20 protein-coding genes are annotated in these 24,683 nt (G+C 75.4%); 10 read left to right on the top strand and 10 right to left on the bottom strand.

The genetic code is table 11. The features are described from left to right. Positions 1-34: 34 nt before the first annotated feature. Both BXA05_RS15100 and BXA05_RS15105 read left to right on the top strand, forming a co-directional pair. Positions 35-562, top strand: coding sequence for a MarR family winged helix-turn-helix transcriptional regulator (locus BXA05_RS15100; protein WP_076405889.1), 528 nt, complete (start codon positions 35-37; stop codon positions 560-562). Positions 563-708: 146 nt separating this feature from the next. After that, positions 709-1,911 (top strand): glycerate kinase, encoded by a 1,203-nt coding sequence (locus BXA05_RS15105; protein ID WP_143311172.1) that lies wholly within the window; start codon positions 709-711, stop codon positions 1,909-1,911. A 54-nt stretch (positions 1,912-1,965) separates the two neighbouring features. Here the strand turns inward: BXA05_RS15105 and BXA05_RS15110 are convergent, their stop codons facing one another. From BXA05_RS15110 to BXA05_RS15130, 5 genes are all read right to left on the bottom strand, one after another. Continuing rightward, positions 1,966-3,171, bottom strand: coding sequence for an AAA family ATPase (locus BXA05_RS15110; RefSeq protein WP_076405890.1), 1,206 nt, complete (start codon positions 3,169-3,171; stop codon positions 1,966-1,968). 93 nt (positions 3,172-3,264) lie between these two features. Beyond that, positions 3,265-3,672 (bottom strand): RidA family protein, encoded by a 408-nt coding sequence (locus tag BXA05_RS15115; RefSeq protein WP_021483739.1) that lies wholly within the window; start codon positions 3,670-3,672, stop codon positions 3,265-3,267. Positions 3,673-3,740: 68 nt separating this feature from the next. Beyond that, a complete protein-coding gene (locus BXA05_RS15120) occupies positions 3,741-5,117 on the bottom strand; it encodes an alanine racemase (RefSeq protein WP_076405891.1) in 1,377 nt (458 codons plus the stop codon). A gap of 49 nt (positions 5,118-5,166) precedes the next feature. Further along, positions 5,167-6,819: an N-acyl-D-amino-acid deacylase family protein gene (locus BXA05_RS15125; RefSeq protein WP_076405893.1), complete on the bottom strand. Its 1,653-nt coding sequence runs from the start codon at positions 6,817-6,819 to the stop codon at positions 5,167-5,169. Further along, entirely contained in the window at positions 6,816-8,597 is a 1,782-nt protein-coding gene (locus BXA05_RS15130; RefSeq protein ID WP_244550484.1) for a beta-N-acetylhexosaminidase, read from the bottom strand. Before BXA05_RS15130 ends, BXA05_RS15125 begins: the two co-directional genes overlap by 4 nt. 132 nt (positions 8,598-8,729) lie before the next feature. Here BXA05_RS15130 and BXA05_RS15135 point away from each other — a divergent pair, with 132 nt between their 5' ends. From BXA05_RS15135 to BXA05_RS15155, 5 genes are all read left to right on the top strand, one after another. Continuing rightward, positions 8,730-9,761 carry a LacI family DNA-binding transcriptional regulator gene (locus BXA05_RS15135; protein ID WP_043658239.1) on the top strand — a complete coding sequence of 344 codons (1,032 nt, stop codon included), beginning with the start codon at positions 8,730-8,732 and terminating at the stop codon, positions 9,759-9,761. 335 nt (positions 9,762-10,096) lie between these two features. Further along, a complete protein-coding gene (locus BXA05_RS15140; RefSeq protein WP_076405895.1) occupies positions 10,097-11,863 on the top strand; it encodes a glycoside hydrolase family 13 protein in 1,767 nt (588 codons plus the stop codon). A 110-nt stretch (positions 11,864-11,973) separates the two neighbouring features. Beyond that, a complete protein-coding gene (locus BXA05_RS15145) occupies positions 11,974-13,374 on the top strand; it encodes an ABC transporter substrate-binding protein (protein WP_021483402.1) in 1,401 nt (466 codons plus the stop codon). Between the two features lie 161 nt (positions 13,375-13,535). Beyond that, positions 13,536-14,501: a carbohydrate ABC transporter permease gene (locus tag BXA05_RS15150; protein WP_083711959.1), complete on the top strand. Its 966-nt coding sequence runs from the start codon at positions 13,536-13,538 to the stop codon at positions 14,499-14,501. Next, positions 14,498-15,559, top strand: a complete 1,062-nt coding sequence (locus tag BXA05_RS15155) for a carbohydrate ABC transporter permease (protein WP_083711930.1) — start codon at positions 14,498-14,500, stop codon at positions 15,557-15,559. Before BXA05_RS15150 ends, BXA05_RS15155 begins: the two co-directional genes overlap by 4 nt. 188 nt (positions 15,560-15,747) lie before the next feature. On the opposite strand, the gene BXA05_RS15160 is transcribed toward BXA05_RS15155, so the two are convergent. Further along, on the bottom strand, positions 15,748-17,055 hold the full coding sequence (locus BXA05_RS15160) for an alkaline phosphatase (protein ID WP_083711931.1): 1,308 nt from the start codon (positions 17,053-17,055) through the stop codon (positions 15,748-15,750). Between the two features lie 163 nt (positions 17,056-17,218). Next, positions 17,219-18,259: a DUF2804 domain-containing protein gene (locus tag BXA05_RS15165; RefSeq protein ID WP_076405896.1), complete on the bottom strand. Its 1,041-nt coding sequence runs from the start codon at positions 18,257-18,259 to the stop codon at positions 17,219-17,221. A 201-nt stretch (positions 18,260-18,460) separates the two neighbouring features. Between BXA05_RS15165 and BXA05_RS15170 the strand changes: the two genes are divergently transcribed. The 3 genes from BXA05_RS15170 to BXA05_RS15180 all read left to right on the top strand — a co-directional run bounded on the left by BXA05_RS15170 (position 18,461) and on the right by BXA05_RS15180 (position 21,495). Next, positions 18,461-19,681: a ferrochelatase gene (locus tag BXA05_RS15170; RefSeq protein WP_083711960.1), complete on the top strand. Its 1,221-nt coding sequence runs from the start codon at positions 18,461-18,463 to the stop codon at positions 19,679-19,681. A gap of 41 nt (positions 19,682-19,722) precedes the next feature. After that, a complete protein-coding gene (gene hemQ / locus BXA05_RS15175; RefSeq protein WP_061267467.1) occupies positions 19,723-20,457 on the top strand; it encodes a hydrogen peroxide-dependent heme synthase in 735 nt (244 codons plus the stop codon). Between the two features lie 204 nt (positions 20,458-20,661). Then, positions 20,662-21,495 (top strand): TspO-related membrane protein, encoded by an 834-nt coding sequence (locus BXA05_RS15180; RefSeq protein WP_076405898.1) that lies wholly within the window; start codon positions 20,662-20,664, stop codon positions 21,493-21,495. Positions 21,496-21,579: 84 nt separating this feature from the next. Here the strand turns inward: BXA05_RS15180 and BXA05_RS15185 are convergent, their stop codons facing one another. From BXA05_RS15185 to BXA05_RS15195, 3 genes are all read right to left on the bottom strand, one after another. Beyond that, positions 21,580-22,926, bottom strand: a complete 1,347-nt coding sequence (locus BXA05_RS15185) for a Glu/Leu/Phe/Val family dehydrogenase (protein WP_244550485.1) — start codon at positions 22,924-22,926, stop codon at positions 21,580-21,582. Positions 22,927-23,012: 86 nt separating this feature from the next. Continuing rightward, complete coding sequence (locus BXA05_RS15190; RefSeq protein ID WP_076405900.1) at positions 23,013-23,813, bottom strand: aldo/keto reductase; 801 nt, start codon at positions 23,811-23,813, stop codon at positions 23,013-23,015. Positions 23,814-23,882: 69 nt separating this feature from the next. Beyond that, positions 23,883-24,632: a helix-turn-helix transcriptional regulator gene (locus tag BXA05_RS15195; protein WP_076405902.1), complete on the bottom strand. Its 750-nt coding sequence runs from the start codon at positions 24,630-24,632 to the stop codon at positions 23,883-23,885. Between the last annotated feature and the right edge of the window lie 51 nt (positions 24,633-24,683).

A 24,683-nucleotide genomic window follows, 5' to 3' on the forward strand; every position in this document is an offset into this window, starting at 1 on the left:
TGCGAATGCATCGACCGATCCGTCCGGGGGCGACATGACCCAGCAGCACGCCGACGACGCGGGCCCCGAGCCGGGCCCCGGGAGCGCGCGCCTCGCCGTCGAGACGTGGGAGTCCCTCTTCCGGGCCCAGGTCGCGATCATGCGGCGGCTGCAGTCCGACCCGGTCTGGGACGGCCTGACCCTGCGCGAGTACGACGTGCTGTTCTCGCTGACGAAGGGCCCCGAGGACGGGATGCGGCTGCGCGACCTCAACGCGTACATCCTGCTCAGCCAGCCCTCGCTGAGCCGCATGGTGGACCGGCTCGCGGCGCGCGGCCTCGTCGAGCGGGCGACCCCGCCGGACGACGCGCGGGGCACGCTCGTCCGGCTCACCCCGGCGGGCCGGGACCTCCAGCGCGCGACCGGCCGCGCGCACGCCCAGGCCATCGCGACGTACGTGGGCGGCGCGCTCGACGACACCGACCTCGCCACGCTCGGCGAGCTGCTCGAGCGGCTGCGCGCCGCGCAGCCGGACATCCCGGACGCCGCGCCGAGACGCGCGGCGGGCGCCCCGGGCGCCTGAGCACTCGGCCAAGGGCGATGCTGGCGACCCGGGCACCCCGAGCGCCTCAGCATCGGCCCCGCACGCTCGGCGCTGTGGCGCGGAACACGTCCGGTCCGTCCCTTCCGCTACGGGCCGTCGCACGTCGGCCTGCCTAGGATGCGAGCGTGTCCTCAACGCCGAGCACCACCCCGAACCCCGTCCCCGGGCCCCGCGCCGACGGCCCGCTGCGCGTCGTCGTCGCGCCCGACTCGTTCAAGGGCAGCCTGAGCGCCGCCGACGTCGCGCGCGCCGTCGCGACGGGCGTGCGCAGCGTCGTCCCCGACGCGGAGGTCGTCGAGCTCCCCATGGCCGACGGCGGCGAGGGCACGCTCGAGGCCCTGCTCGCCGTGTGGGGCGTCCCGGCCCGCGAGGTCTCCACGGTCGACGCGATCGGCCGTCCCCGCACCGCGCGGTACGGGGTCTCGGCCGACGGCCGCCTCGGCGTGGTCGAGCTCGCCGAGGCGAGCGGGCTGCCCCAGGTCAGCGACGTCGCGCTCCAGCCCCTGCACGCGCACACCCGCGGCACGGGCGCGGCGGCGGCCGCCGTGCTCGACGCGGGGGTCGACGAGGTGGTCGTGTGCCTCGGCGGCTCGGCGTCCACCGACGGCGGTGCGGGCATCCTCACCGGCCTCGGCGCGCGGCTCCTCGACGCCGACGGCGCGCCCGTTCCCGACGGCGGGGAGGGCCTCGCGCGGGTTGCGCGGCTCGACCTGTCCGGCCTGCACCCGCGGGCGCGCGAGGTCCGCTGGCGCCTCGCGGTCGACGTCACCAACCCGCTGCACGGCGAGCGGGGCGCGGCGCACGTGTTCGGACCGCAGAAGGGAGCCCAGCCGGCGGACGTCGCGTTCCTCGACGACGCGCTGCGGCGCTGGGCGGGAGTCCTCGCGCAGGAGACCGGCGTCGACGTGGCGGAGCTCGCGGGCGCGGGCGCCGCGGGCGGCGTGCCCGCGGGCATGGTCGGCGTCCTCGGCGCCGAGCTCGAGCCGGGCGCGCGCCTCGTCGCCGAGGCGATCGGGCTGCCTGCTGCCATCCGTGCTGCCGACCTCGTCGTCACGGGGGAGGGGTCGTTCGACTCGCAGTCCGTCAACGGGAAGGTCGCGGACGCGATGGGCGCCCTCGCCGCGGCGACGCCGCACCGGCCACCGGTCGTCGTGCTCGCGGGCCGGGTGCTGCTGCCCGCCCATCAGACGCGCGAGGCCGGGATCGCCGCGGCGTTCAGCATCGCGCCCGGGCCCATCGCGCTCGACGAGCTGCTCGACCGCACGGCGTCCCGCCTCGTCGACCTCGCCGCGACCGTCACGAGCCTGCACGTCGCGTCGCGGCGCTGACCGGCGCGTCCCCCGCCCCTGCCCTCGGCCGGCTCCCGAGGGACGGTGCCGCCGTCAGCGCTTCGGCCAGCCCCACGCGGGCTGGTCGAGGAGTCCCTCGCGCCCGGCGACCGTCGTCTCGCCGAACGGTGACCGCACGAGCTCGACCTCCACGAGCTCGTCCGCGCCGGGCAGGTCCGCCGGGCCCGACGCGGCCGCGTCGCGCAGTGCCTCGACGAGCGGCGGCGCGTGCGTGACGACCACGACCTGCGTCTCGCGGCCCGCCGCGTGCACGAGCGCGCCGAGCGCGGGCAGGAGGTCGGGGTGCAGGCTCGTCTCCGGCTCGTTGAGCACGAGGAGCTCGGGCGGTCGCGGCGAGAGCAGCGCGGCGACGAGGAAGAGATAGCGCAGCGTCCCGTCGCTGAGCTCGGCGCCGGTGAGCGGCCGGAGCAGGCCGTCCTGGTGGAAGGCGACCTCGAACCGGCCGTCGTCGGCGTGCACCGCGAGCCGGCTGCCGGGGAAGGCCCGGGCGACGGCGTCGTCGAGCTCGTCCCCGCGGCCCAGGTCGCGCACCGTCTCCAGCGCCGCGGCGAGGTCCGCGCCGTCGTGCGCGAGGACGGGCGTGCGGGTGCCGAGCCGCGGCGAGCGCGCCGGGGCGTCGGCGTCGGTGCGCAGCTGGTCGTAGAAGCGCCACGACCGCAGGCGCTCGCGCACCGCGACGACCTCCGGCGCGCCCACCGGGTCGACGAGCTCGGTGAGCACGCTGTCGAAGGGGCGCAGGCGCGCGGGTGAGGACTGCCAGCGGCCCGCGTCGTCGCGCACGCGGACGGCCGGTCCGCGCCGCTCGACCTGGAGCGTCGCGGGCCGCGGGACGGGCCCCGACCAGACGGTCTCGACCTTGATCTCCGGGTCGAGGGCGAACGCCGAGCCCGGGTGCTGCGGCAGGCCGAGGTCCACCGCGTAGCCGAGGTCGTCCGGGGTGGCCCCTGCGAAGCCGAGGCGCAGCGCGACGGGCGCCGACCGTCGCGTGCCCTGCACCGCGCCACCGCGCGCCGCCCGACCGCCCTGCTCGGGCCCGGCCCAGAGCGTCGACCGCAGGCCGCCCTCGCGGGCCACCGCGCCGACGGCGCCGCCCAGCGCGCACCCGGACAGCAGGCGCAGCGCGCGGTACAGGCTCGACTTGCCGGTCCCGTTCGCCCCGGTCACGACCGTGAGCCGCCCGAGCGGCAGCACGAGGCTCCGCAGCGAGCGGTAGCCCTCCACCGCGATCGTCGCGAGCATCGGTCACCTCCCGCCCGGCACGCTACGCGCCGGGTCCCACGCGGCGGCGCGGGGCCCCGGCGCGGAGCGCGGCAAGGCGGGCTGTGTGGCGCGTCAGTCGGTGATCGCGAACGCGTCGATCTCGACGAGCATCTCCTCGCGGGGCAGGCCCGTGAACACCGTGGTGCGGCTGGGGAGCACGCCCTTCGTGGTGTGCTGCGCGACGAACGCGCCGTAGGCGTCGTTCATGATCGGGAAGTCCTCGCGCTTCGTGAGGTACACGCGGAGCATGACGACGTCGTCGAACGTGGCGCCGGACGCCTCGACGATCGCGCGCACGTTCTCGAGCGTGCGCGTGGTCTGCGCGGCGACGTCGCCGGGGTAGAGGTACTCGTTCGTCGCCGGGTCGACGGGCCCCTGGCCCGAGACCTGGACGAACGGTCCCTTGCGCACGCCCTGGTGGAACGTGTGCGCGGGGGCCGGGGCGTCGGGGGTGGAGATCGCGGTCTTCTCGGTGGTCATGCGGGGTCCTCTCGGAGCGTCTGGGTGTCTGGGTGCTGTGCGGGGTCGGGTGGGGTCGTCGGGGTGGGTCAGAGGTCGATCGTCGCGAGGTCCACGACCTCGTCGCCCCGCACGACGGCGGCGACGCGCCACCGGTCGAACGTCGTGCAGGGGTGGGAGATGCCGAAGCCGACGACGTCGCCCGGGCGGACCTGGGCGGTGGCGGGGCCGCCGACCTGCCCGGCGCCGGCCTCGTCCGCGTCCAGCGCGAGGTAGAGGTGCTGGTCGTTGAGCGCGGTGACACGGGTGCCGGCGAGCTCGCGGGGGGCGAGCCAGCCGTCGTCGGCCTGCGAGCGCAGCCAGAGCGCGACGGGCAGGTCGATGTCGAACGAGACGTCGCGGCGCCCGATGCCGCAGACCGCGAGCCCGGGCTCCGGGACGGAGAGCACCTGGCCCCAGACGGTCGCGGCGGCGCGCAGCGGCTCCGCGCCGGGGATGCGGCTCCACGGGTCGGTGCGCGAGTAGAAGCCGTGGTCGTGCGTCACGTACGCGCCCGAGCGTACGACGACGCGGACCTCGACCTCGCGCCCGTCCGCGCCGGGGACGGGGCCGGGCAGCCCGGCGAGCACGACGTCGAGGAACGAGCTGCCGCCCGCCGACAGCACGAGCGGCTCGGCGACGCCCGCGAGACCTTCGCGCACGAACGCGGCGCCGAGCGCGCGCAGCCCGTCGCACCAGGCGCCGACGGCGGCGAGCTCGTCGTCGGTCGTGCCGCCCGCGACCGAGCCCTCGTACCCCGTCGCGCCGAGCAGGCGCAGGCCCGACGCGCGGACCGCGCGCGCGAGGTCGAGCGCCGCGGCGGTGCTGCGGACGCCGGTGCGCCCGCCGGGGACGCCGAGCTCGACGAGCACGCCGAGGCGCACGCGGACGCCGGCCGGGGCGTCGGCGAACCCGCGGGCGAGCAGGTCGACCCCGTGCGGCGAGTCGACGCACAGCCACACCTCGTCGTCGCCGCCCGCGGCCTCGGCGCGCGCCAGGTCGTCACGCAGCCACGCGATCTCGCGCGGGTCGAGCAGCTCGTTGGCGAGCAGCACGCGAGGCACGCCCCAGTCGCGCACCGTGCGCAGCTGGGACGGCGTCGCGACCGTCGCGCCGCACGCCCCGGCCGCAGCCTGGCGCGCGTAGAGCGCGCGCGACATCGTCGTCTTCACGTGCGGCGCGTGCTCGACCCCGCGCTCGGCGCACACGCGCGCGACGGTGCCGACGTTGTGGTCGAGCGCCGCGTCGTCGAGCGTGAGCAGCGGCCAGGAGAACGCGCCGTCGGTGACGCGCGGCGAGCCCGCGAGCACGTCCGCGACGGTGGTCCCGGCCGGGAGCCGCAGGCCCTTGGTCCGGGGCCCGACGACGTCGCGCGCCCAGGGGCGGTCGGGTGCGGGCCGCGCGGCGTCGTGCGTCGTGCCGGTCATGGGGTCCTCCTCGGGGACGGGGCTCTCGTGGACGGGTGCAGGGGGAGGCTCACGCCGCCGGGGCGCCCGGGCGCAGCGGGCGGCCCGGGAGCGCGTCGGTGAGCGCGCCGTCGCGCAGGACGCGCACGCCCGCGACGAGCACGTCGTCCACGCCCGACGCCGGTCGGCGCGGGTCCTCGTACGTCGCCTCGTCGCGCACGCGGTCGGGGTCGACGAGCGCGAGGTCCGCGACCGCCCCCGGGACGACCGCACCGCGCCCGGCGAGCCCGAAGCGCGCGGCGGGCCGCGCGGACAGGTGCGTGACGGCGTCGTGCCACGTCCAGTCCCCGAGCGTACGCACGTGCTCGGCGAGGAAGCGCGCGAACGCGCCCCAGCCACGCGGGTGGGGGCGGCCGCCGCCCCCGACCGGCGCGTAGATCGCGTCGGACCCGCCGACGTGCGCCCGGTGGCGCAGCAGGGCGCGGACGGACTCCGGGGAGTTCGTGGGCGGCTGGGCGAAGACGCACGACGCGCGCAGCCGCGTCGCGACGAGCAGCCGCACCGCGGTCTCGGCGGGGGACAGCCCCAGGCGCGCGGCGACGTCGGGCAACGTCATGCCCTCGGTCCACGACAGGTCCTCGACCGAGCCCGGCGCGGCCCCGGCGGCGGGGCCGGTCGGGACCGCGGCCATCGTCACGCGCGGCCACAGGTCGGCCAGGTGCGGGAAGTGCTCGCGGTGCAGGCGCTCGAGCACCGCGGGGTCGGCGAGCGCCGCGACGGTCGCGTCGACGTCCGCGATGGGGAGCCACGTCGGCAGCGACACCATCGACAGGATCGAGCAGCCGCGCAGGTACGGGTACGAGTCGAACGTGACGTCCAGGCCCGCGGCGTGCGCGTCGTCGACGTACCCCAGCAGCTCCGCGGCCGGGCCGTGGTAGTGCGAGACGTGGGTCGCGACCCCGGACGCGCGTGCGACGCGCACGAGCTCCGCGAACGCCGGGCCGGCCCGGTCCTCGTAGCCGCGCATGTGCGACACGTGCGGCACGCCGCGGGCCGCGAGCACGCGCGCGAGCGCGACGAGCTCGGCCTCGTCGGCGTACGTCGCGGGGACGTACTCCAGGCCGGTCGACAGGCCGAGCGCGCCGTCGTCGAGCGCCGAGGCGAGCAGCGCGAGCATCCGGTCCGTCTCGGCGGGCGTCGCGGGGCGCGCGGCGGCGCCGAGCACCGCGTAGCGGATCGTGCCGTGCGGGGCGAGGTAGCCCACGTTGACGCGGGTCGTGCCGTCGTACGTGGCGAGGAGGTCGGCGACGGACCCGCCCCGGAACGTCGGGTGCTCGCCGTTGATCGCCGCGAAGTACCCGCTCGCCCACGCGGCGGCGTCGTGCAGGCCCGACGCCGCGGGCCCGCCGTCGGCGCCCGGGCGCGGCGAGGGTGCGTAGGACACCCCGTCCTGCCCGACGACGACGCTCGTCACGCCCTGGCGCAGCATCGCGAGCTGCACGTCGTCGTCGAGCACGGCGGCCTCCCCGTGCACGTGCGCGTCGACGAACCCGGGCAGCAGGAGGCGGCCGTCCGCGTCCAGCACGTCGGCGTCCGCCGGAGCGGTCCCGGCCGCGGGCGCGACACCCTCGACCCGGCCCGCGCGCACGGTGACGTCGACGGGGGCGGAGGGGCCGCCGTCGGGCTCGACGAGGCGCGCCCCGCGCACCACGAGGGCGCTCATGCCGGGCCGCCCGCGTCCTCGTCGCGACCCTCGACCCAGCCGCCGACGCCGCGCAGGCCGCCCGCGGCGAGCTCCTCGGCGCGGTCGCGCGGCCAGCCCGCGACCCCGGGCCGGGTCTGCCACGGGTGCGGCCCGTCGAGCGGCCGGTACTCCACGCCGGCCGCGTCGAGGCGCGGCAGGTGGTGCGCGACGAGGCGCTCGCGGAACGCGCGCGCCGCGGGGGACCCGGGGGAGCGGTCGGCCTCGGGCGACCACATGACCTCGGCGAACGCCGCGAGGCGCGGGAACGCGGCGTAGTCGACGCGGCGCGCGGAGTCGAGGTGCTCGGACCAGAGCTCCGCCTGCCCGCCGAGCAGCGCGCCCGGCGCGGGAGCGGTGGCGGGACCGGCCGCCGTGCCGTCCGCGGCACCCGCGAGCTCGGCCGGCAGGGGCTCGAACGCGTACACGTCGTCGAGCGTGGTGAGGAACCCGACCGGCACGGGCTCGTCCGGGGTGTCGCCGCCGCGGTGGTCGAGGTACACGACCTGCTCGGGCGCCATGACGACGTCGTGGCCCGCCGCGAGCGCGTCCGCGCCCACGGCCCAGCCGCGCCACGACGTCACGACGACGTCGCGCGGGAGCGCGGGGCCGAACGCCTCGTCCCACACGACCGCCCGCCGACCGCGGGACGCGACGTGCTCGGCGAGCCGCGCGAGGAACCAGCCGTGCAGCCCGCCGACGTCGTCGAGCCCGAGCGCCTGCGCGCGCGCGACGATCGCGGGGTTCTCGCGCCACAGCGTCGTGGGCACCTCGTCGCCGCCGATCGCGACGAACGGCGCGTCGAAGATCTCCAGCACCTCGTCGAGCACGTGCCGGAAGAACGTCAGCGACTCCTCCGACGGGTCGAGCACCTCGGTGCTCACGCCCCACGTGGTGCGGACCTCGTGCGGCCGCTTGCGCGTGCCGAGCTCCGGGTACGCGGCGACGGCGGCCTCCACGTGCCCCGGTGCGTCGATCTCCGGGACCACGGTGACGCCGCGCTCGCGCGCGTACGCGACGATCTCGCGCAGGTCGTCCTGCGTGTAGAAGCCGCCGTGCGGACGGCCGTCGGCGACGCCGGCGCGCCAGGTGCCGAGCCCGGACTCGCGCCGCCACGCGCCCACCTCGGTGAGCCGGGGGTAGCGCGCGATCTCGACGCGCCACCCTTGGTCGTCCGTGAGGTGGAGCTGGAGCACGTTGAGCCGGTGCGCGGCGGCGAGGTCGACGAACCGCAGGACGTCGGCCTTCGGCAGGAAGTGGCGCGCGACGTCGAGCAGCACGCCACGCCACGCGAACCGCGGGTGGTCGGTGACCGCGACGTGGGGGAGCGCGAGCGTCGCGCGACCGCCCGCGCCCGTCACGGTGGGGGCGCGGCGGAACGCGGCGGGGCCGGCGAGCTGGCGCAGGGTCTGGGCCGCGGCGTGCGCGCCGTCGAGGTCGGCCGCACCGACCCGGACGCCGTCGTCGCCGACGACGAGGCGGTAGCCCGACGGCGGGAGGTCGTCGTCGACCGCGAAGACCACGGACGGGGTGCCGTCGGTGGGCGCGGTGCCCGCCGGGGCGGGCACGAGGTCCAGGCCGAACGCGTCCTCGGTGACGCGCCGCCACCAGCGCGCCGCCCGGTGCAGGGCGGGGTCCGCGACGACGGTCGTCCCGTCCGCGACGACGGTCGTCCCGGCGCCGGGCTCGAGCGTCACCGGGGCGGGGAGGATCCCGGCGGGGTCCGCCGTGGACGAGGTGGGCACCTTTTGGAAGGACACCGAACGAGCCTAGCGGGCCCGCGGGGGCGTTCCTACCCGGCTGTGGACGAGTGGGACAGCGCTGCCGCAAGCGTGCGTTCGCGGCCGGGAGGATCACGCAAGCCGCTTGCGGCCGGACGTATAGTCGACGGCATGTCGAGACGTCTGGCGGAGGTCGCCACCAAGGTCGGTGTCAGCGAGGCCACCGTGAGCCGCGTGCTCAACGGGAAGCCCGGCGTCTCGCAGGCCACGCGGGACGCGGTGCTCACGGCGCTCGACGTGCTCGGCTACGAACGGCCCACCAAGCTGCGCGGGGAGCGCGGCCGGCTCGTGGGGCTCGTGCTCCCGGAGCTCGTCAACCCCATCTTCCCGGCGTTCGCCGAGGTCATCGGGGGCGCGCTCGCGCAGCAGGGGTTCACCCCGGTGCTGTGCACGCGCACGGCGGGCGGCGTGACGGAGGCCGAGTACATCGACCTGCTCCTGGGGCAGCACGTGTCGGGCGTGATCTTCGCGGGCGGCTTCTACGCCGAGCGCCAGGCCGACCACGCGCACTTCCGCCGGCTCGAGAAGCTCGGCCTGCCCGTCGTGCTGATGAACGCGTCCGTCGAGGACCTCGACTTCCCGCGCGTCTCGTGCGACGACCTCGTCGCGATGAACCAGGCGCTCGGCCACGTGCTGTCCCTCGGCCACGAGAGGGTCGGCCTGCTCCTCGGCCCGGCCGACCACGTACCGTCCGAGCGCAAGCTCGCTGCCGCGCAGGCCTTCGCCGAGCGGCACGGCCACGCGCTGGACCCGGCGCTCGTCGTGCACAGCCAGTACTCGCTCGAGAGCGGTCAGGCCGCCGCGAACCGGCTCCTCGAGGCCGGCGCGACGGCGATCGTGTGCGCGAGCGACCCCCTCGCGCTGGGCGCGGTCCGCGCCGTCCGCCGCGCGGGGCTCGACGTGCCCGCCGACGTCTCCGTCGTCGGCTACGACGACTCGAACCTCATGAACTCGACGGACCCCGCGCTGACGACCGTGCGCCAGCCCATCGAGCCGATGGGTCGCGCGGCCGTCGACCTGCTCGCCGGCATGATCGCGGGCGCCGACGTCTCCCGCGACGAGCTGCTCTTCGAGCCGGAGCTCGTCGTGCGCGGCTCGACGGCCGCCGCACGCACGACGGGTCGTGACGCGACGGTCGCCTGACCGCACCCTCTTCCTCCTGGGCCCCGGCCCGGCCGCCTCGTGCGCGCCGGGCCGGGGCCCTCGTCGTCTGCCCTGCGGCGGGGCCGGTCTCGCCTCTGGCTGCCGCCGTCGCGGTCTGGACGCGTCGAGATAGCGTTTCGATAACGCTGCTGTCAGGTTCTTGCGCTCATGCTGTCGACTAGTTACTGTCATGCCCGACGGCGCGGTCGGCACCCGGTGCACGACGGCCGTCCCGGGACCATCCCGGGACCATCCCGGACTGCATCGAACGCCGTGCGCCGACCGACGGGGCGACCGCCCCGACCACCGGCCACGCACTCACGGAAGAGGACGCGGTGAGCAACGACCACCCCCGAGCCGCCGACGGCGCGCCCACCCCCGACGCGGCCCCCGCGGCGGCGGCACGGCCGGCGGCCTCGTCGCCCGACTGGTGGCGCAGCGCCGTGATCTACCAGGTGTACGTGCGCAGCTTCGCGGACGGGAACGGCGACGGGACCGGTGACCTCGCAGGCGTGCGCCAGCGCCTCGGCTACCTGCGCGACCTCGGCGTCGACGCGATCTGGTTCACCCCCTGGTACGTGTCCCCGCTCGCGGACGGCGGCTACGACGTCGCCGACTACCGCGCGATCGACCCGCAGTTCGGCACGCTCGCCGAGGCCGAGCAGCTCATCGCGGAGGCCCGCGCGCTCGGCATCCGCACGATCGTCGACGTCGTCCCGAACCACGTCTCGTCCGAGCACGAGTGGTTCCGCGCGGCCCTCGCGGCCGGCCCCGGCTCGCCCGAGCGCGAGCGCTTCTGGTTCCACCCGGGCCGGGGCGAGGACGGGTCGCAGGTCCCGACCCACTGGGTCTCGGAGTTCCAGGGCGGCACGTGGACGCGCACGACGAACCCCGACGGTACGCCCGGCGAGTGGTACCTCCACGTGTTCGCGCCCGAGCAGCCCGACCTCAACTGGGACCACCCCGACGTGCGCCGCGAGCACGAGGACATCCTGCGGTTCTGGTTCGACCGCGGCGCCGCGGGCATCCGCATCGACTCGGCGGCGCAGCTCGTCAAGGACCCGGCCCTGCCCGAGGTCCCGGACCACCCCGGCCCCGGCGAGCACCCGCACGTCGACCGCGACGAGCTGCACGACATCTACCGCGGCTGGCGCGCCGTCGCCGACGCGTACGACGAGCCGCGCGTGCTCGTGGGCGAGGTCTGGCTCGCGGACCGGGAGCGGTTCGCCCGGTACCTGCGCCCGGACGAGATGCACACGGCGTTCAACTTCGACTTCATGGCCCGCCCGTGGGACGCGAAGGCGCTGCGCGAGTCGGTCCAGACCACGCTCGACGCGCACGCGCCGGTCGCCGCCCCCGCGACCTGGGTCCTGTCCAACCACGACGTGACCCGACCCGTGACGCGCTACGGGCGCGAGGACAGCTCGTTCGCGTTCGCCACCAAGCGGTTCGGCACGCCGACGGACCTGGCGACCGGGCGGCGTCGGGCCCGCGCGGCCGCGCTGCTCTCCGCCGCGCTGCCGGGCTCGCTGTACCTCTACCAGGGCGACGAGCTCGGGCTGCCCGAGGTGGAGGACCTCCCGCTCGACGCGATCCAGGACCCGATGCACGCGCGGTCCGGCGGCGTCGACCCGGGCCGCGACGGCTGCCGCGTCCCGCTCCCGTGGACGCGCGGCGGCACGAGCCACGGCTTCGGGCCCGACGGCGGGGCGCCGCCCTGGCTGCCCCAGCCGCGCGGCTGGGGCGAGCTCTCCGTCGAGGCGCAGACCGGCGACGAGACCTCGGTGCTCACGCTCTACCGGCGCGTCCTCGCGACCCGCCGGGCCGAGCCCGCGCTCCGGGCCGGCGGGTTCCGCTGGCTCGACTCCCTCGGCGGGGTCGTGCTCGGCGACGACGTGCTCGCCTTCGTCCGCGAGGCGCCCCGCGACGGCGACGGCCGCGCGGTCGCGTGCGTCGTCAACCTCGGGCCCGACGACGTCCCGCTCCCCGCGGACGCCGAGGTCCTCCTGCGCAGCGACGCGCCCGGGAGCGTGTCCCGCGCGAGCGACGCGCCGGGCGCGGCGCGCCTGCCCACCGACACCGCCGTCTGGCTCCGGGCCTGACCGCGGCGACCGCCACGAGAACCCGGGCCGCGGGGCCCCGGCCCCACGACCCGCACCCGCTACCCAGCACCCCGTAACCCACCCAGCACCACCGGAACCCAGGAGCGACGATGAAGTCCACACGTCAGGCGACCGCCCTCACCCTCGCGGGGGCGCTCGCGTTCAGCACGCTCGCCGCGTGCTCGAGCGGCGGCTCGGGCAGCGACGACGAGAGCAGCGGCTCGGGCGGCGACGGGAAGGTCACCCTCAAGGTGGTGTCCCTCCTGCCGGGCTCCGAGCAGGAGGCGATCGACGCCTTCAACGCGCAGGTCGAGGAGTTCGAGGCCGCGAACCCGGACATCGACGTGCAGCCGGAGGAGTACGAGTGGAAGGCGACGACGTTCGCCCCGCAGCTCGCCGGCGGCACGCTGCCCGACGTCTTCGAGATCCCCTTCACCGACGCCAAGACGCTCGTCGAGAACGGCCAGCTCGCCGATCTCGACGAGCAGTTCCGGACCCTGCCGTACGCCGACAAGTTCAACCCGGCGATCCTCGAGGCCGGGACGGGCTCCGACGGCCACGTCTACGCGATCCCCGCGAAGAACGTGTACGGCGTGGGCCTGCACTACAACCGGGAGCTGTTCGAGTCCGCCGGGCTCGATCCCGACCAGCCGCCGACCACGTGGGACGAGGTCCGCGAGGACGCGAAGAAGATCGCGGACGCCAACCCGGGCGTCGCGGGCTACATGCAGATGTCGCAGAACAACACGGGCGGCTGGCAGCTCACGGTCAACACGTTCGCGCGCGGCGGTCGGACGCAGGAGGTCGCCGACGACGGCACCGCCACCTCGACGCTCACGAACGACGGCACCAAGGAAGCGCTCGAGTGGCTCCAGGCCATGCGCTGGGAGGACAACTCCCTCGGGAGCAACTTCCTCCTCGACTGGGGGACCATGAACCAGGCGTTCGCCGCGGGCCAGGTCGCCATGTACACGTCAGGCTCGGACGTCTTCACGTCGCTCGTCCAGACGAACGCGATCGACCCCGCCACCTACGGCCTCGCGGCGCTCCCGCTCGAGGGCGACGACGCGGGCGTCCTCACCGGCGGCACGCTCGCCGCGATGCCGGCGGACGTGGACGAGGCGAAGAAGGAGGCCGCGATCAAGTGGATCGACTTCTTCTACCTCGGCAAGCTCGTCGACGAGAAGCGCGCCGTCGCCGACGCCGAGACGCTCGTCGCGAACGACCAGCCCGTCGGCACCCCGGTCCTGCCGATGTTCTCCCCGGAGCAGTACCAGCAGAACCAGGAGTGGATCAAGGACTACATCAACGTCCCGCTCGACCAGATGACGAGCTACACGGACACGATGTTCGACCTGCCGCTCGTGGGTGAGCCGTCGCAGAAGACGCAGGAGATCTACGCCCTGCTCGACCCCGTCGTCCAGGCCGTCCTCACCGACGAGAACGCCGACGTGGACGCGCTGCTGGAGCAGGCGAACACCGAGGCGCAGGCCCTGCTCGACCAGGGCTGACGCCCGTCGGGGCGCGCGGGCACCGTCCGCGCGTCCCGGCCCGCAGACCCGGGTCGGCCGGCGGCGCCCCCTGCCGGCCGACCCGTACCCCGCCGGTGCCCGACGGCGCGACGCACCTCGCGTCGTCGGGCACCTCCCACCGCACCGAAGGACGTCCGCCCGTGACCGCCACCACCGCCCCGCCGCGACGGGGACCCGCCTCGCACGCGCGGGCCGACCGCGGCGGCCGACGCCGCAGCCCCGTGACGTGGTTCCGCGGCGGCGGCCTGAGCAACCTCGTGTTCCTGCTCCCGCTGATCCTCGTCTTCGGCGTCTTCTCGTGGTTCCCGATCGTGCGCGCGGTGATCATGAGCTTCCAGGAGACGAACCTCGTGAGCGACCCGACGTTCGTCGGGCTCGACAACTTCCGCCAGGTGCTCAGCGACCCGCTCCTGGGCAAGGCCGTGAAGAACACGCTCTACTTCGCGTTCCTCGCGCTGCTGTTCGGCTACCCGATCCCGCTCGTCGCCGCGGTGCTCATGCGCGAGGTCCGCCGCGCGCGCGGGCTGTACTCCGCGCTCGCGTACCTGCCGGTCGTCGTGCCGCCGGTCGTCGCGGTGCTGCTCTGGAAGTTCTTCTACAACGGCAGCCCGACGGGCGTGTTCAACACGATCCTCGGCTGGGTCGGGCTCGGCCCGTACCCGTGGCTTCAGGACGCCTCGACCGCGATGCCCTCGCTCGTGCTCGCGGCCACGTGGGCCGGCGCGGGCGGGACGATCATCATCTACCTCGCGGCGCTCACGAGCGTGCCGCCCGAGCTCTACGACGCGTCCGAGGTCGACGGCGCCGGGCTGTGGCGCAAGATCTGGCACGTCACGCTGCCCGCGCTGCGCGGCGTCCTGTTCATCACCCTGATCCTCCAGGTGATCGGCACGGCGCAGGTCTTCCTCGAGCCCTACCTCTTCACCGGCGGCGGGCCGAACAACGCGACCCTGACGATCCTGCTGCTCATCTACCGCTACGCCTTCCAGAACAGCCTGGGCGGCGACTACGGGGCCGCGACCGCGCTGTCGATCATGCTCGCCGCCGTCCTCGCCGTCTTCTCGGTCCTCTACTTCCGGCTCACCCGGTCCTGGAGCACGTCATGACCCTCTCGCCCACCGACAACCCGAGCGAGATCGGCGTCGTCTCGCAGGACTCCGCAGCGGCGACGGACGCCGCCGACGACCCGGCGGGCACCGCTCGCCGCGCCGCGGAGGCGAGCCGCACCCGTCGTGAGGCGGACCGCCGACGGCTGCGCGCGCGCCGCCGCAAGGCGCTCGACGGCGTCGAGGACCGCGGCGCGCTCTCCGAGGCGGACTGGCGCCGCCCGTCCGTGCGGTGGGGGATGGGCACGACCCACGTCTTGCTGCTCGTGGTCCTCGTCGTCGCGGGCCTCGGCCCGATGCTGCTGCTCGCGAAGTACGCCGTCACCCCGACGCAGGACATCCTCCGCACGCCGATGGCCGTCTTCCCGAACGGCATCGCGTGGGACAACCTCGACAAGGCGTGGAACGACGTCCAGGTCAGCCGGTACTTCCTCAACACGATCTGGCTCGCGGTCGGGTCGTGGGCGTCGCAGATCCTCGTCGCGACGACGGGCGGCTACGCGCTGTCCGTGCTGCGCCCGCGGTACGGGAAGGTCGTGCAGGCGCTCGTGCTGTCGACGATGTTCGTGCCCGCGATCGTCCTGCTCGTCCCGCTGTACCTGACGATCCTCGACCCGCCGCTGCTGGGGCGCTCGCTCATCAACAGCTTCTGGGCCGTGTGGCTGCCCGCAGGCGCGAGCGCGTTCAACGTGCTGCTCGTCCAGCGGTTCTTCGACAGCCTCCCTCGCGAGGTGTTCGAGGCCGCGCGCATGGACGGCGCCGGGCCGTACCGGCTGTTCTGGTCGGTCGTGCTGCCGATGTCGCGCCCGATCGTCGGCGTCGTCTCGGTGTTCGCGGTCATCGCGGCCTGGAAGGACTTCCTCTGGCCGCTGCTCGTGCTCAAGGACCCGGCGATCCAGCCGCTGTCCGTGCGCCTGCCGTCCATCGAGGCGTCGACCGACCTCGGCGTCTTCCTCGCCGCGCTCGCGATCTCGACCCTCATCCCCGTCGGCCTGTTCCTCGCCTTCCAGCGCATGTTCCTCCAGGGCGCCGGCCTCGGAGGAGCGGTCAAGGGCTGACCCCAGCGCTCGGCCCCCCACCCCCTCTCCGCACCCCCCTTCTCCGCCCAACCTCTCCGTCGAACACGGGGTCGGCGACCGGAATCGTCTCGATCCGGTCGCCGACCCCGTGCTCGGCGGCGCCAGGGCCGTGGTCGGCGGCGCCAGGCCCGTGGTCGGCGGCGCGGGGCCGGGCGGCTCCCCGGGGCTCAGCCGCGACCGCGGGGCTGCATCGCGCGCAGGACGGCGTCGTGGACGTCGGTGTTGCGCTGCGCGCCCGCGAGGCGTGCGGCGCCCGGGCCCTGTGCGGTGATGGGCGTCGCCTCGCCCGTGTGGCCGCCCGTCGTCCAGTCGACCGTGAGCTGCAGGTCGGAGCCCGCGAGGTCGAACGGGCCGTCCTCGGCCGTCGCGCCCTCGCCGCCCTCGTCCTCGGGGTCGACGTTCTCGATGGCGAGCCCGCCCGTCGCGTGGTCGCCCACGACGAGCACGAGCGTGTCCCGGTTCCGCTCCTGGAAGTCGAGCGCCAGCGCGACGGTCTCGTCGAGCGCCTGCCCGGCCTGGATCGTGCGCGTCGCGTTGGAGCGGTGCGCGAACTCGTCCACGCCCTCCTCCTCGACGAGCAGGAAGAACCCGTCGCGGTCGCGCGACAGCACGTCGAGCGCCTTGGCCGTCATGTCGACGAGCGGCACCTCCGGCTCGTACAGGTCGCCCTCGCCCTCGTTGCGCTGCTCGAACATCTCCTCGTTCGCGAACAGGCCGAGCAGCTTGCGCCCGCGCGCGTCCGCGAGGCCCTCGGCGTCGCTCACGTACGTGTAGCCGAGGCCCTGCGCGCGCTCGACCAGGTTCCCCTTCGTGCCCTTGCTCTGCTCGGTCGGGTCCTTGGCGGGGTTGTCCTCCCACGCGCCGGGGTCGCCCGCCGGGTACCACCAGTCCTCGCCGCCGCCGAGGACGACGTCGGGCCGCGAGCCCTCCAGGAGCTGGCGCGCGATCTCGCTCTGGTCGCCGCGGTCAGGCACGTGCGCGCCGAACGCCGCGGGCGTCGCGTCGGTGACCTGCGCCGTCGTGACGAGCCCGGTGGCCTTGCCCGCGTCCCGGGCCGCCTCGAGGAGCGTCGGGACCGGGTTGCCGTCGACGTCGACGCCCACCGCCCCGTTGTACGTCCGGACCCCGGACGCGAACGCCGTGGCGCCCGCCGCGGAGTCCGTGACGGCCTCCTCGGGGTCGGCAGAGTCCGTCGTGGTCCACCCGGCGTGCTCGAGCGAGTCCATCGCGAGCTGCCCGTCCTTGCCGACCGTCGCGAGCCGGATGAGCTCGCGGTGCGAGAGCCCGAGCCCGTCGCCCTGGATGAAAATGACGTTGCGGGCGCGGTCGTTCCCGTGGCCCTGGCCGCCGCCGCGGTCGCCGCCCCGGTCGTCGCCGCGCTCGCCTCCGCCGCCGAGCGGCAGGAGCATCACGAGCGCCGCGGCGGCCGCGACCCCCGTCGTCCCCGCGCTGAACCGTCCTCGTCGTGCCTGCATGAGACTCCCCTTTCCCACCGGCGCCGGCTGCGGTGCCGGCACGGCCGCCGCGGACGGGGTCGCCGTCGTCGCGGGGCACGCCCGACGGCGTCGGTGCCGTCGGGACGCTCCCCACGCTAGGCAGGGGCGGGGGACTGGCAAGCCGGGCCGGGGTGCGGGGCGGTCACCAGCGGTTGTGGACCTCCTCGGCCCAGCCGACGAGCCCGTCGAACCGCACCGGCGCGGGCGGGGTGCCGCCCGCACCCGGCGCGGCCGGCGGCGTGAACGTGCCCGACCAGTGCCCGAAGCACTGGTCGGTCGACGACGAGACGACCCCGAGGTGCGTGCGCGTGACCTTCGTGTGGAAGGGCACGAACGTCGCGTCGAGGCCGCCGCCGCTGACGCGCCACGGCCGGTCCGGGTCGGCGAGGTCGTAGTCCCACACGAGCTCGTCGGGGAGGTGGTGGAGGCGCCCGTCGACGAGGACCGCGTTCTCGGTCGAGCCCGTGCCGACCGTCCAGCGGCCGCCCACCTGGATCCCGACGACCCGGCCGTGGCTCTCGCCCGAGCCCGCGCCCCAGTTCCACCGGACGTCGTACGGCCAGCGGCCGCGCCCGTGGTCGAGCACGGCCCACGACGACCCGGCCGGCACGTCGACCGTCCGGCCGTCGACCCACAGCGTCCCGTGCGCCGGGCGGGCCACGTCCTTGACCGTGTACTGGAACCGCGTGTCGCTCCACGGGACCACCACCGCGAGCCGCTCGTGACCCGGCGGCAGCGTGGCGACGACGTCGAACGAGACGTCGCGCGTGCGCGCCCGCAGGCGCGTGCCGCCGTCGACCTCGTCGAGGTCGATCGCGAGGTTCCTCGCCCGGGCGCGCGCCGGGCCGTCGCCCAGCGTGCCGGGGAGCTCGACGCCGCGCGCCGGCACCACGGTCGCGCCGGCACCCCACGTCCGGCCCGACTCCCGGTCCAGGACCCAGACCTCGTGCACCGCGGCGTAGTCGATCGAGGAGACGGTGAGGGCGAGGACGTGCGTCGGGGTGGTGACGCCCCAGTACTCCCAGCGCTTGTTCCGGCCGAACCGGCGCGGGCCGCCCGCGCCGCGCCGCCCGATCGCGTCGGTGCCGACGAGGGGCCGGCGGGCCCAGCCGACGGCCCGGCGGTCGAGGCGGCCGTCGGGGCGCGTGAGCGGCACGCGCTCGGTGATCTCCGGGAGCAGCACGGCTCCACCTCCACGTGGTCGGCTCGGGCGGCTCGTGCGCGGGCGTCGGTGCCCGCGGCGCGGCCCGAGGGACGAGCGGCCCGAGTCTAGGGCGCGACCGTCGTCGGGAGGGACGAGGTGACACTCTGTCCCGTCAATGTCACGTCCGAGGTGCCCGCTTCCGGACGAGCGGGCTCAGGAGCGGGTGCCATGATCGGGAGCATGCCCCCGTTCTCCCCCCAGGACGTCACTGCCGACACGGGCCGGGCCGCCGAGCCCGCCGCCAACCCCGCGAGCGCCGTCGACCCCGGCCCTGCGCCCGACCTGCGCCCGTACGACGCGCTGCTGCTGTACTCGTTCGGCGGGCCCAACAAGCCCGAGGACGTCGTGCCGTTCCTGCGCAACGTCACCGCGGGCAAGGGCATCCCGGACTCGCGCCTCGAGGAGGTCGGCGAGCACTACTACGGCTTCGGCGGCAAGAGCCCCATCAACGAGCAGAACCTCGCGCTCAAGGCGGCGATCGAGGCCGAGCTCGCGCGGCGCGGCGTCGAGCTGCCGGTCGTGTGGGGCAACCGCAACTGGGAGCCGTACACGACCGACGCGATCGACGAGCTCGAGGCGCTGGGCGCGAAGAACGCCGTCGCGCTCGTGACGTCCGCGTACTCGTCGTACTCGGGCTGCCGCCAGTACCGCGAGGACCTCGCGGTCGTCCTCGACGGGCGCGGCCAGCTCGGTCCCGACGGCTCGACGGGCGTGCAGTTCGACAAGGTGCGCTCGTACTTCAACCACCCGGGCTTCGCGCAGGCGAACGTCGACGCGGTGCTCGACGGCTACGCGGCGCTCGCGGACAAGGGCGGCGACGGCGCTGCCGCGCGGCTCGTGTTCGTCACGCACTCCATCCCGGACACGATGGAGGCGGCGTCGCGCATCTCGTTCGCGACGTACTCCGAGCAGCACCTCGACCTCGCGCGCGTCATCGCCGCGGAGGTCTCGGCGCGCCTGGGCCACGACGTCGCGTGGGACCTCGCGTACTGCTCGCGGTCCGGCCCGCCGAGCCAGCCGTGGCTCGAGCCCGACGTGAACGACCACCTGGAGGCCCTCGCGCAGGACGGCGTCCGCGACGTCGTGCTGTCGCCGATCGGCTTCGTCTCCGACCACATGGAGGTCGCGTACGACCTCGACACCGAGGCGATGGAGACGGCGACGGAGCTCGGGATGACCGCGGTCCGCGCGGGCACCGTGAGCACGCGCGAGCCGTTCGTGCGCGGTCTCGTCGACCTGCTCGTCGAGCGCGCGGCGCTCGCGCGCGGCGAGGACGTCGAGCAGGCCACGGTCGGCGCGCTGCCCGCGTTCCGCTCGGTGTGCGCGCCGGGCTGCTGCCTGCGCCGCGACGGCGAGCCGAGCGGCGTCCCGGCGCTGTGCAGCCCGGACATCCACAGCTGAACCCCGGCGGACACCCCCGCACGGACCCGAGAGGAACCCCGATGAACGACGCCGCGCGCGTACCCGCGGACCACGAGCAGATCAACACCACCATCCGCTACGCGATGTGGTCCGTCTTCGCGACGGCGGCGCCCCTGCCCGCCGACGCCGACGAGCGCGCGGGCCTCGTGGCCGACGCGCTGGCCGCCGTCGGCGGCGGTGACGACCCGTCGGCGACGGACGGCGACCTCGTCGTGCGCGGTTGGTACGACGTCGCGGGCCTGCGCTCGGACGCCGACCTCATGGTGTGGTGGCACGGCCCGACGGTCGAGTCGGTGCAGCGCGCCTACCAGCACCTGCGCGCGAGCGGTCTGGGCGCGCACCTGGAGCCCGTGTGGTCGAACGTGGCGCTGCACCGCCCGGCGGAGTTCAACCGGGGGCACGTGCCCGCGTTCCTCGCGGGCGAGGAGCCGCGCGACTACCTGTCGGTCTACCCGTTCGTGCGCTCGTACGACTGGTACCTCCTGCCCGACGCCGAGCGCCGCACCATGCTGCGCGACCACGGCCTCGCGGCGAAGGACTACCCGGACGTGCGGGCCAACACGGTCGCGTCGTTCGCGCTCGGCGACTACGAGTGGATCCTCGCGTTCGAGGCCGACGAGCTGCACCGCATCGTCGACCTCATGCGCGAGCTGCGCGCGACCGAGGCGCGCCGCCACGTGCGCGAGGAGGTCCCGTTCTTCACGGGCCCGCGCACCACCCTCGCCGACTGGGCGGACCGCCAGCCCCTGGCCTGACCCCCCACCCTCGCTCCCGCCCGCCCGGCAAGCCCGGGTCTGCGGCCGAGAACGACTCTGGTGTCGGTATCCCCGCGATACCGACACCAGAGTCGCTCTCGGCGGGGAGCAGGGTCGTGCTCGGCGGCGAGCAGCGTCGTTCTCGGCGGGGAGCGGCGGTGCTCCCGGGATGCTCAGCATGCTGAGTGATGTCAGGCTGGACGTATGACCACCGCAGCCGCCGTCCCCGCGGGAAGCGTCCGCGCCCCCGCTCCCTCCGACCGGGTCCGCCAGGTCGTCGTCCTCGTCGGGTCGCTCGTCGCGGCCGGGGCCGCCGCGTACGGCGCGGGCGCCTTCGGCGGCACGTCCGTCGAGCAAACCGCCGGGGGAGCGCTGTCCTCGACCGCGACGCCCGTCGCGCCCGACAACCCGGCGTTCCGCATCTGGTCGGTGATCTACCTCGGCCTCTTTGCGTTCGCCGTCTACCAGGTGCTGCCGCGGCACGCGACGAGCCCGCGCCTGCGCGCGACCGCGTGGTGGGTCCTGGTGTCCATGGTCCTCAACGCCGCGTGGATCGGTGTCGTGCAGGCCGGGTGGGTGCCGCTGAGCGTCGTCGTCATCGCGGCGCTGCTCGCCGTCAACGCGGTGGTCGTCGTGCGGCTCGTGCGCCGTCGGCCCGAGTCGACGGCGCAGGCCGTCGTGCTCGACGGGACGATGGGCCTGTACACCGGCTGGGTGAGCGTCGCGACGCTCGCGAACGTCGCCGCGGCCCTCACCGACGCGGGCGTCGGCGAGCTCGGCCTCGGCGCGACGGGCTGGTCGGTCGTGCTCGTCGCGGCGGCCGCCGCCCTCTCGGTCGCGTGGGCCGTGTTCGCCGCCGGGCGTCGCGCGGTCGTGCTCGGCATCGGCCTCGCGATGTCGTGGGGCCTCGCGTGGATCGCCGTCGGCCGGTTCCAGGGCGAGCTGGTCAACCACACCGTCGCCTGGGCCGCCGTCGCAGCATCCGCGATCGCCCTCCTGTCGGCGCTCCTGGCGACAACCCGCCGGCCACGCCCCTGATCACCCGCCGAGCACGGGCTCCGCGACCGGATCGAGCCCAGGACGGTCGCGGACCCCGTGCTCGGCGGGGCCGAGTCTGGTGCCTCAGGGGTAGAGGCCTCGGATCTGGTGGGCCTCTGCTACGCGCTGGACGCCGATGACGAGCGCCGCGTCGCGCAGGCTGAGGTCCTCGCGGCGCGCGAGACCCGCGACCTCCTCGTAGGCGTGGAGCATGCGGTGCTCGAGCTTGTCGCCGATCTCGTCCGCGGTCCACCAGTACGCCTGGTTCGCCTGGACCCACTCGAAGTAGGAGACGACGACGCCGCCCGCGTTCGCGAGCACGTCCGGCACCACGGTCACGCCGTTCTTCGCGAGCACGCGGTCGCCCTCGGCGGTCGTCGGGCCGTTGGCGCCCTCGACGACCCAGCGCGCGCGCACGGAGCGGGCGGTGTCGCCGTCGAGCACGCCCTCGACCGCGGCCGGGACGAGCACGTCGACGTCGAGCGCGAGCAGCGCGTCGTTGTCCAGCGGGTCGGCCCGGTCGAAGCCCACGACGCTCCCCGTCGCGGCGACGTGCTCGACCAGCGCCCGCACGTCGAGCCCGTCCGGGGCGTGCACCCCGCCGTACTGGTCGGAGACCGCCACGACGCGCGCGCCGCGGGCGGCGAAGATCGCGGCCGCGTGCGACCCGACCTTGCCGAAGCCCTGGACGGCGACGCGCACGTCGGACAGCGGCACGCCCGCCTCCTCGAGCGCCGCGGCGGTGACGTGCACGACCCCGGCGCTCGTCGCCGTCGTGCGACCGAGCGACCCGCCCACGGTGATGGGCTTGCCCGTCACGACCGCCGGGATCGTGTAGCCCTGGTTGACGGAGTAGGTGTCCATGACCCAGGCCATGGTCCGCTCGCTCGTGCCCATGTCGGGCGCCATGATGTCCCGCTCGGGCCCGATGACCGGCATGATCTCCGACGTGTAGCGGCGCGTGACGCGCTCGAGCTCCGCGTCGGAGTAGGAGCGCGGGTCGATCGCGACGCCGCCCTTCGCGCCGCCGTACGGCAGGTCCACGAGGGCGCACTTCCACGTCATCCACATGGCGAGCGCGCGGACCTCGTCGATGTCGACGCTCGGCGCGTACCGCAGGCCGCCCTTGCCCGGACCACGCGAGACGTTGTGCTGCACGCGGTAGCCGTGGAACAGGACGGTGCGGCCGTCGTCGCGCCGCAGCGGCACGGCCACGTTCACCTCGCGGCGCGGGGTCGCGAGCATCTCGTGCAGGCCGTCGTCATAGCCGAGGAAGCGGACCGCGCCGGCGAGCTGCGCGTGCGCGGTGTCGAGCGCGGACGCCGGGGTTCCGGCGTCGGGGGAGCGGCGTGTGCCGCGGGGGAGATCGGTGCTGTCGGTCGGGGTGGGGCCGTCGCTCGTGGTGGCGGGCGGCACGGACGTCGTCGTCACGGTTCCTCCGGTTCGAGGTTCTCCTCGGTGCCGCGGGGGTGTGCGGCACCGAGGGTCACGCTACCCCCGGCGCGGTCGCTCGCCCCTCACGCGCCCCGGCGGTGCCCGAGGGCGTCGACCGCCGCGAGCTCGTCGGCGGTGAGGGAGAACCCGGTCACCCGGAAGTTCGCCTCGATCCGCTCCGGCGTCACGGACTTCGGGATGACCACGAACCCGTGGTCGAGGTGCCAGCGCAGCACGACCTGCGCGGGGGTGACGCCGTGCGCCGCCGCGACCTCCGCCAGGACCGGCGCGTCGAGGTCGGTGCGCTTGAACGGGCTGTACCCCTCGAGCACGACGCCGCGCTGCGCGAGCTCGTGCACGACCCGGTGGTCGTAGTCGGCCGGGCTCCACGGGATCTGGTCGACGGCGGGCGTCTCGCCGACCTGCTCGGACAGCACGTCGACCTGCTCGACGGAGTAGTTGCTCACCCCGATCGAACGCACCTTGCCCTCGTCGCGCAGCTCGACGAACCGCTCCCACACCCACGGCGACGCCTCGCCCGCCGGCGGCCAGTGGATGAGCCACAGGTCGACGTGGTCCGTGCCGAGGTCGCGCAGCGACGCCTCGAGCGTCTCGCGCTCGCGGCCCGCGGCGTCCGGCGGGAGCTTGGTCGTGACGAACACGTCGGCGCGGTCGACGGACGAGTCGGCGAGCGCGCGCCCCACCTGCGCCTCGTTGCCGTAGCCCGTCGCGGTGTCGACGTGCCGGTAGCCCACGTCGAGCGCGTGGCGCACGGCGCGGTAGGCGTCGTCGCCCTCGGACTGCCAGGTGCCGAGGCCGAGCAGGGGCATCGTGCCGCCGGGCAGCTCGACCGCGGGGACGGGGGCAAGGTCTGCGGAGGTCATGCCGTCAGTCTCCGTGCCCGACGCCGTCCCTCGCCACCGCGGGCGCCCTCGCCGTCGAGCGGGCGGAGGTCAGCGGCGGGTGCGGCGCCGGTACTGGGCCGGGGTCTCGCCCGCGAGGCGCGCGAACGTGCGCGTGAACGACGGCTGGTCGTAGAACCCGCTCGCCGCCGCGACGTCGCCGATCGACACGGCGCTCCCCGCGAGCAGGCGTGTCGCGTGGTCGACCCGGGTGCGCAGCACGAGCTGGCGCGGCGTCACGCCGTACACGCGCCGCACGCGCCGGTCGAGCACCGCGGGCGTGCACCCGGCCGCCTCGGCGAGCCGCGCGGTCGTCCAGCGCGCCCCGAGGTCCGCCTCGACCGCGGCGACGAGAGCGGCGAGGGAGTCCATCGTCGCGTCGTCCGCCGCGCCCGCGCGCAGGTCGTGCGAGACCGAGACGATCCCCACGAGGTGACCGGCGTCGTCGTGCACGGGGAGCTTGGACGTGAGGAACCAGCCCGACGTGCCGCCGAGCCGCCGGATGCGCTCGAGCTCGCCGCGCAGCGCGCGCCCGCGCAGCACCTCGGCGTCCTGCTGCTCGTAGCGCTCGGCGAGCTGCGCGACGAACAGGTCGCGCGCGCGTCGGCCCAGCACCGCGCGGCGCGAGCGCTCGTTCGTGCGCGCGACGAACACCGGGTTGACCGCGACGTACCGGCCCGTGACGTCCTTCGCGCAGAACATCGTGTCCGGCAGCTCGTCCATGAGCGCGACCATGGCGGGGCTGAGGGCGGCGAGGAGCGCCATGCCCTCGGGCCACAGGTTGTCGCGGACGGGTGCCATGTCGCCCCGGATCGTACAAGACGAGCCACCGCGACCCGAGGCACCCTGGAG

The sequence above is a fragment of the Cellulosimicrobium funkei genome (genome assembly GCF_900155925.1).
In the GTDB taxonomy this organism is placed as follows: domain Bacteria; phylum Actinomycetota; class Actinomycetes; order Actinomycetales; family Cellulomonadaceae; genus Cellulosimicrobium; species Cellulosimicrobium funkei.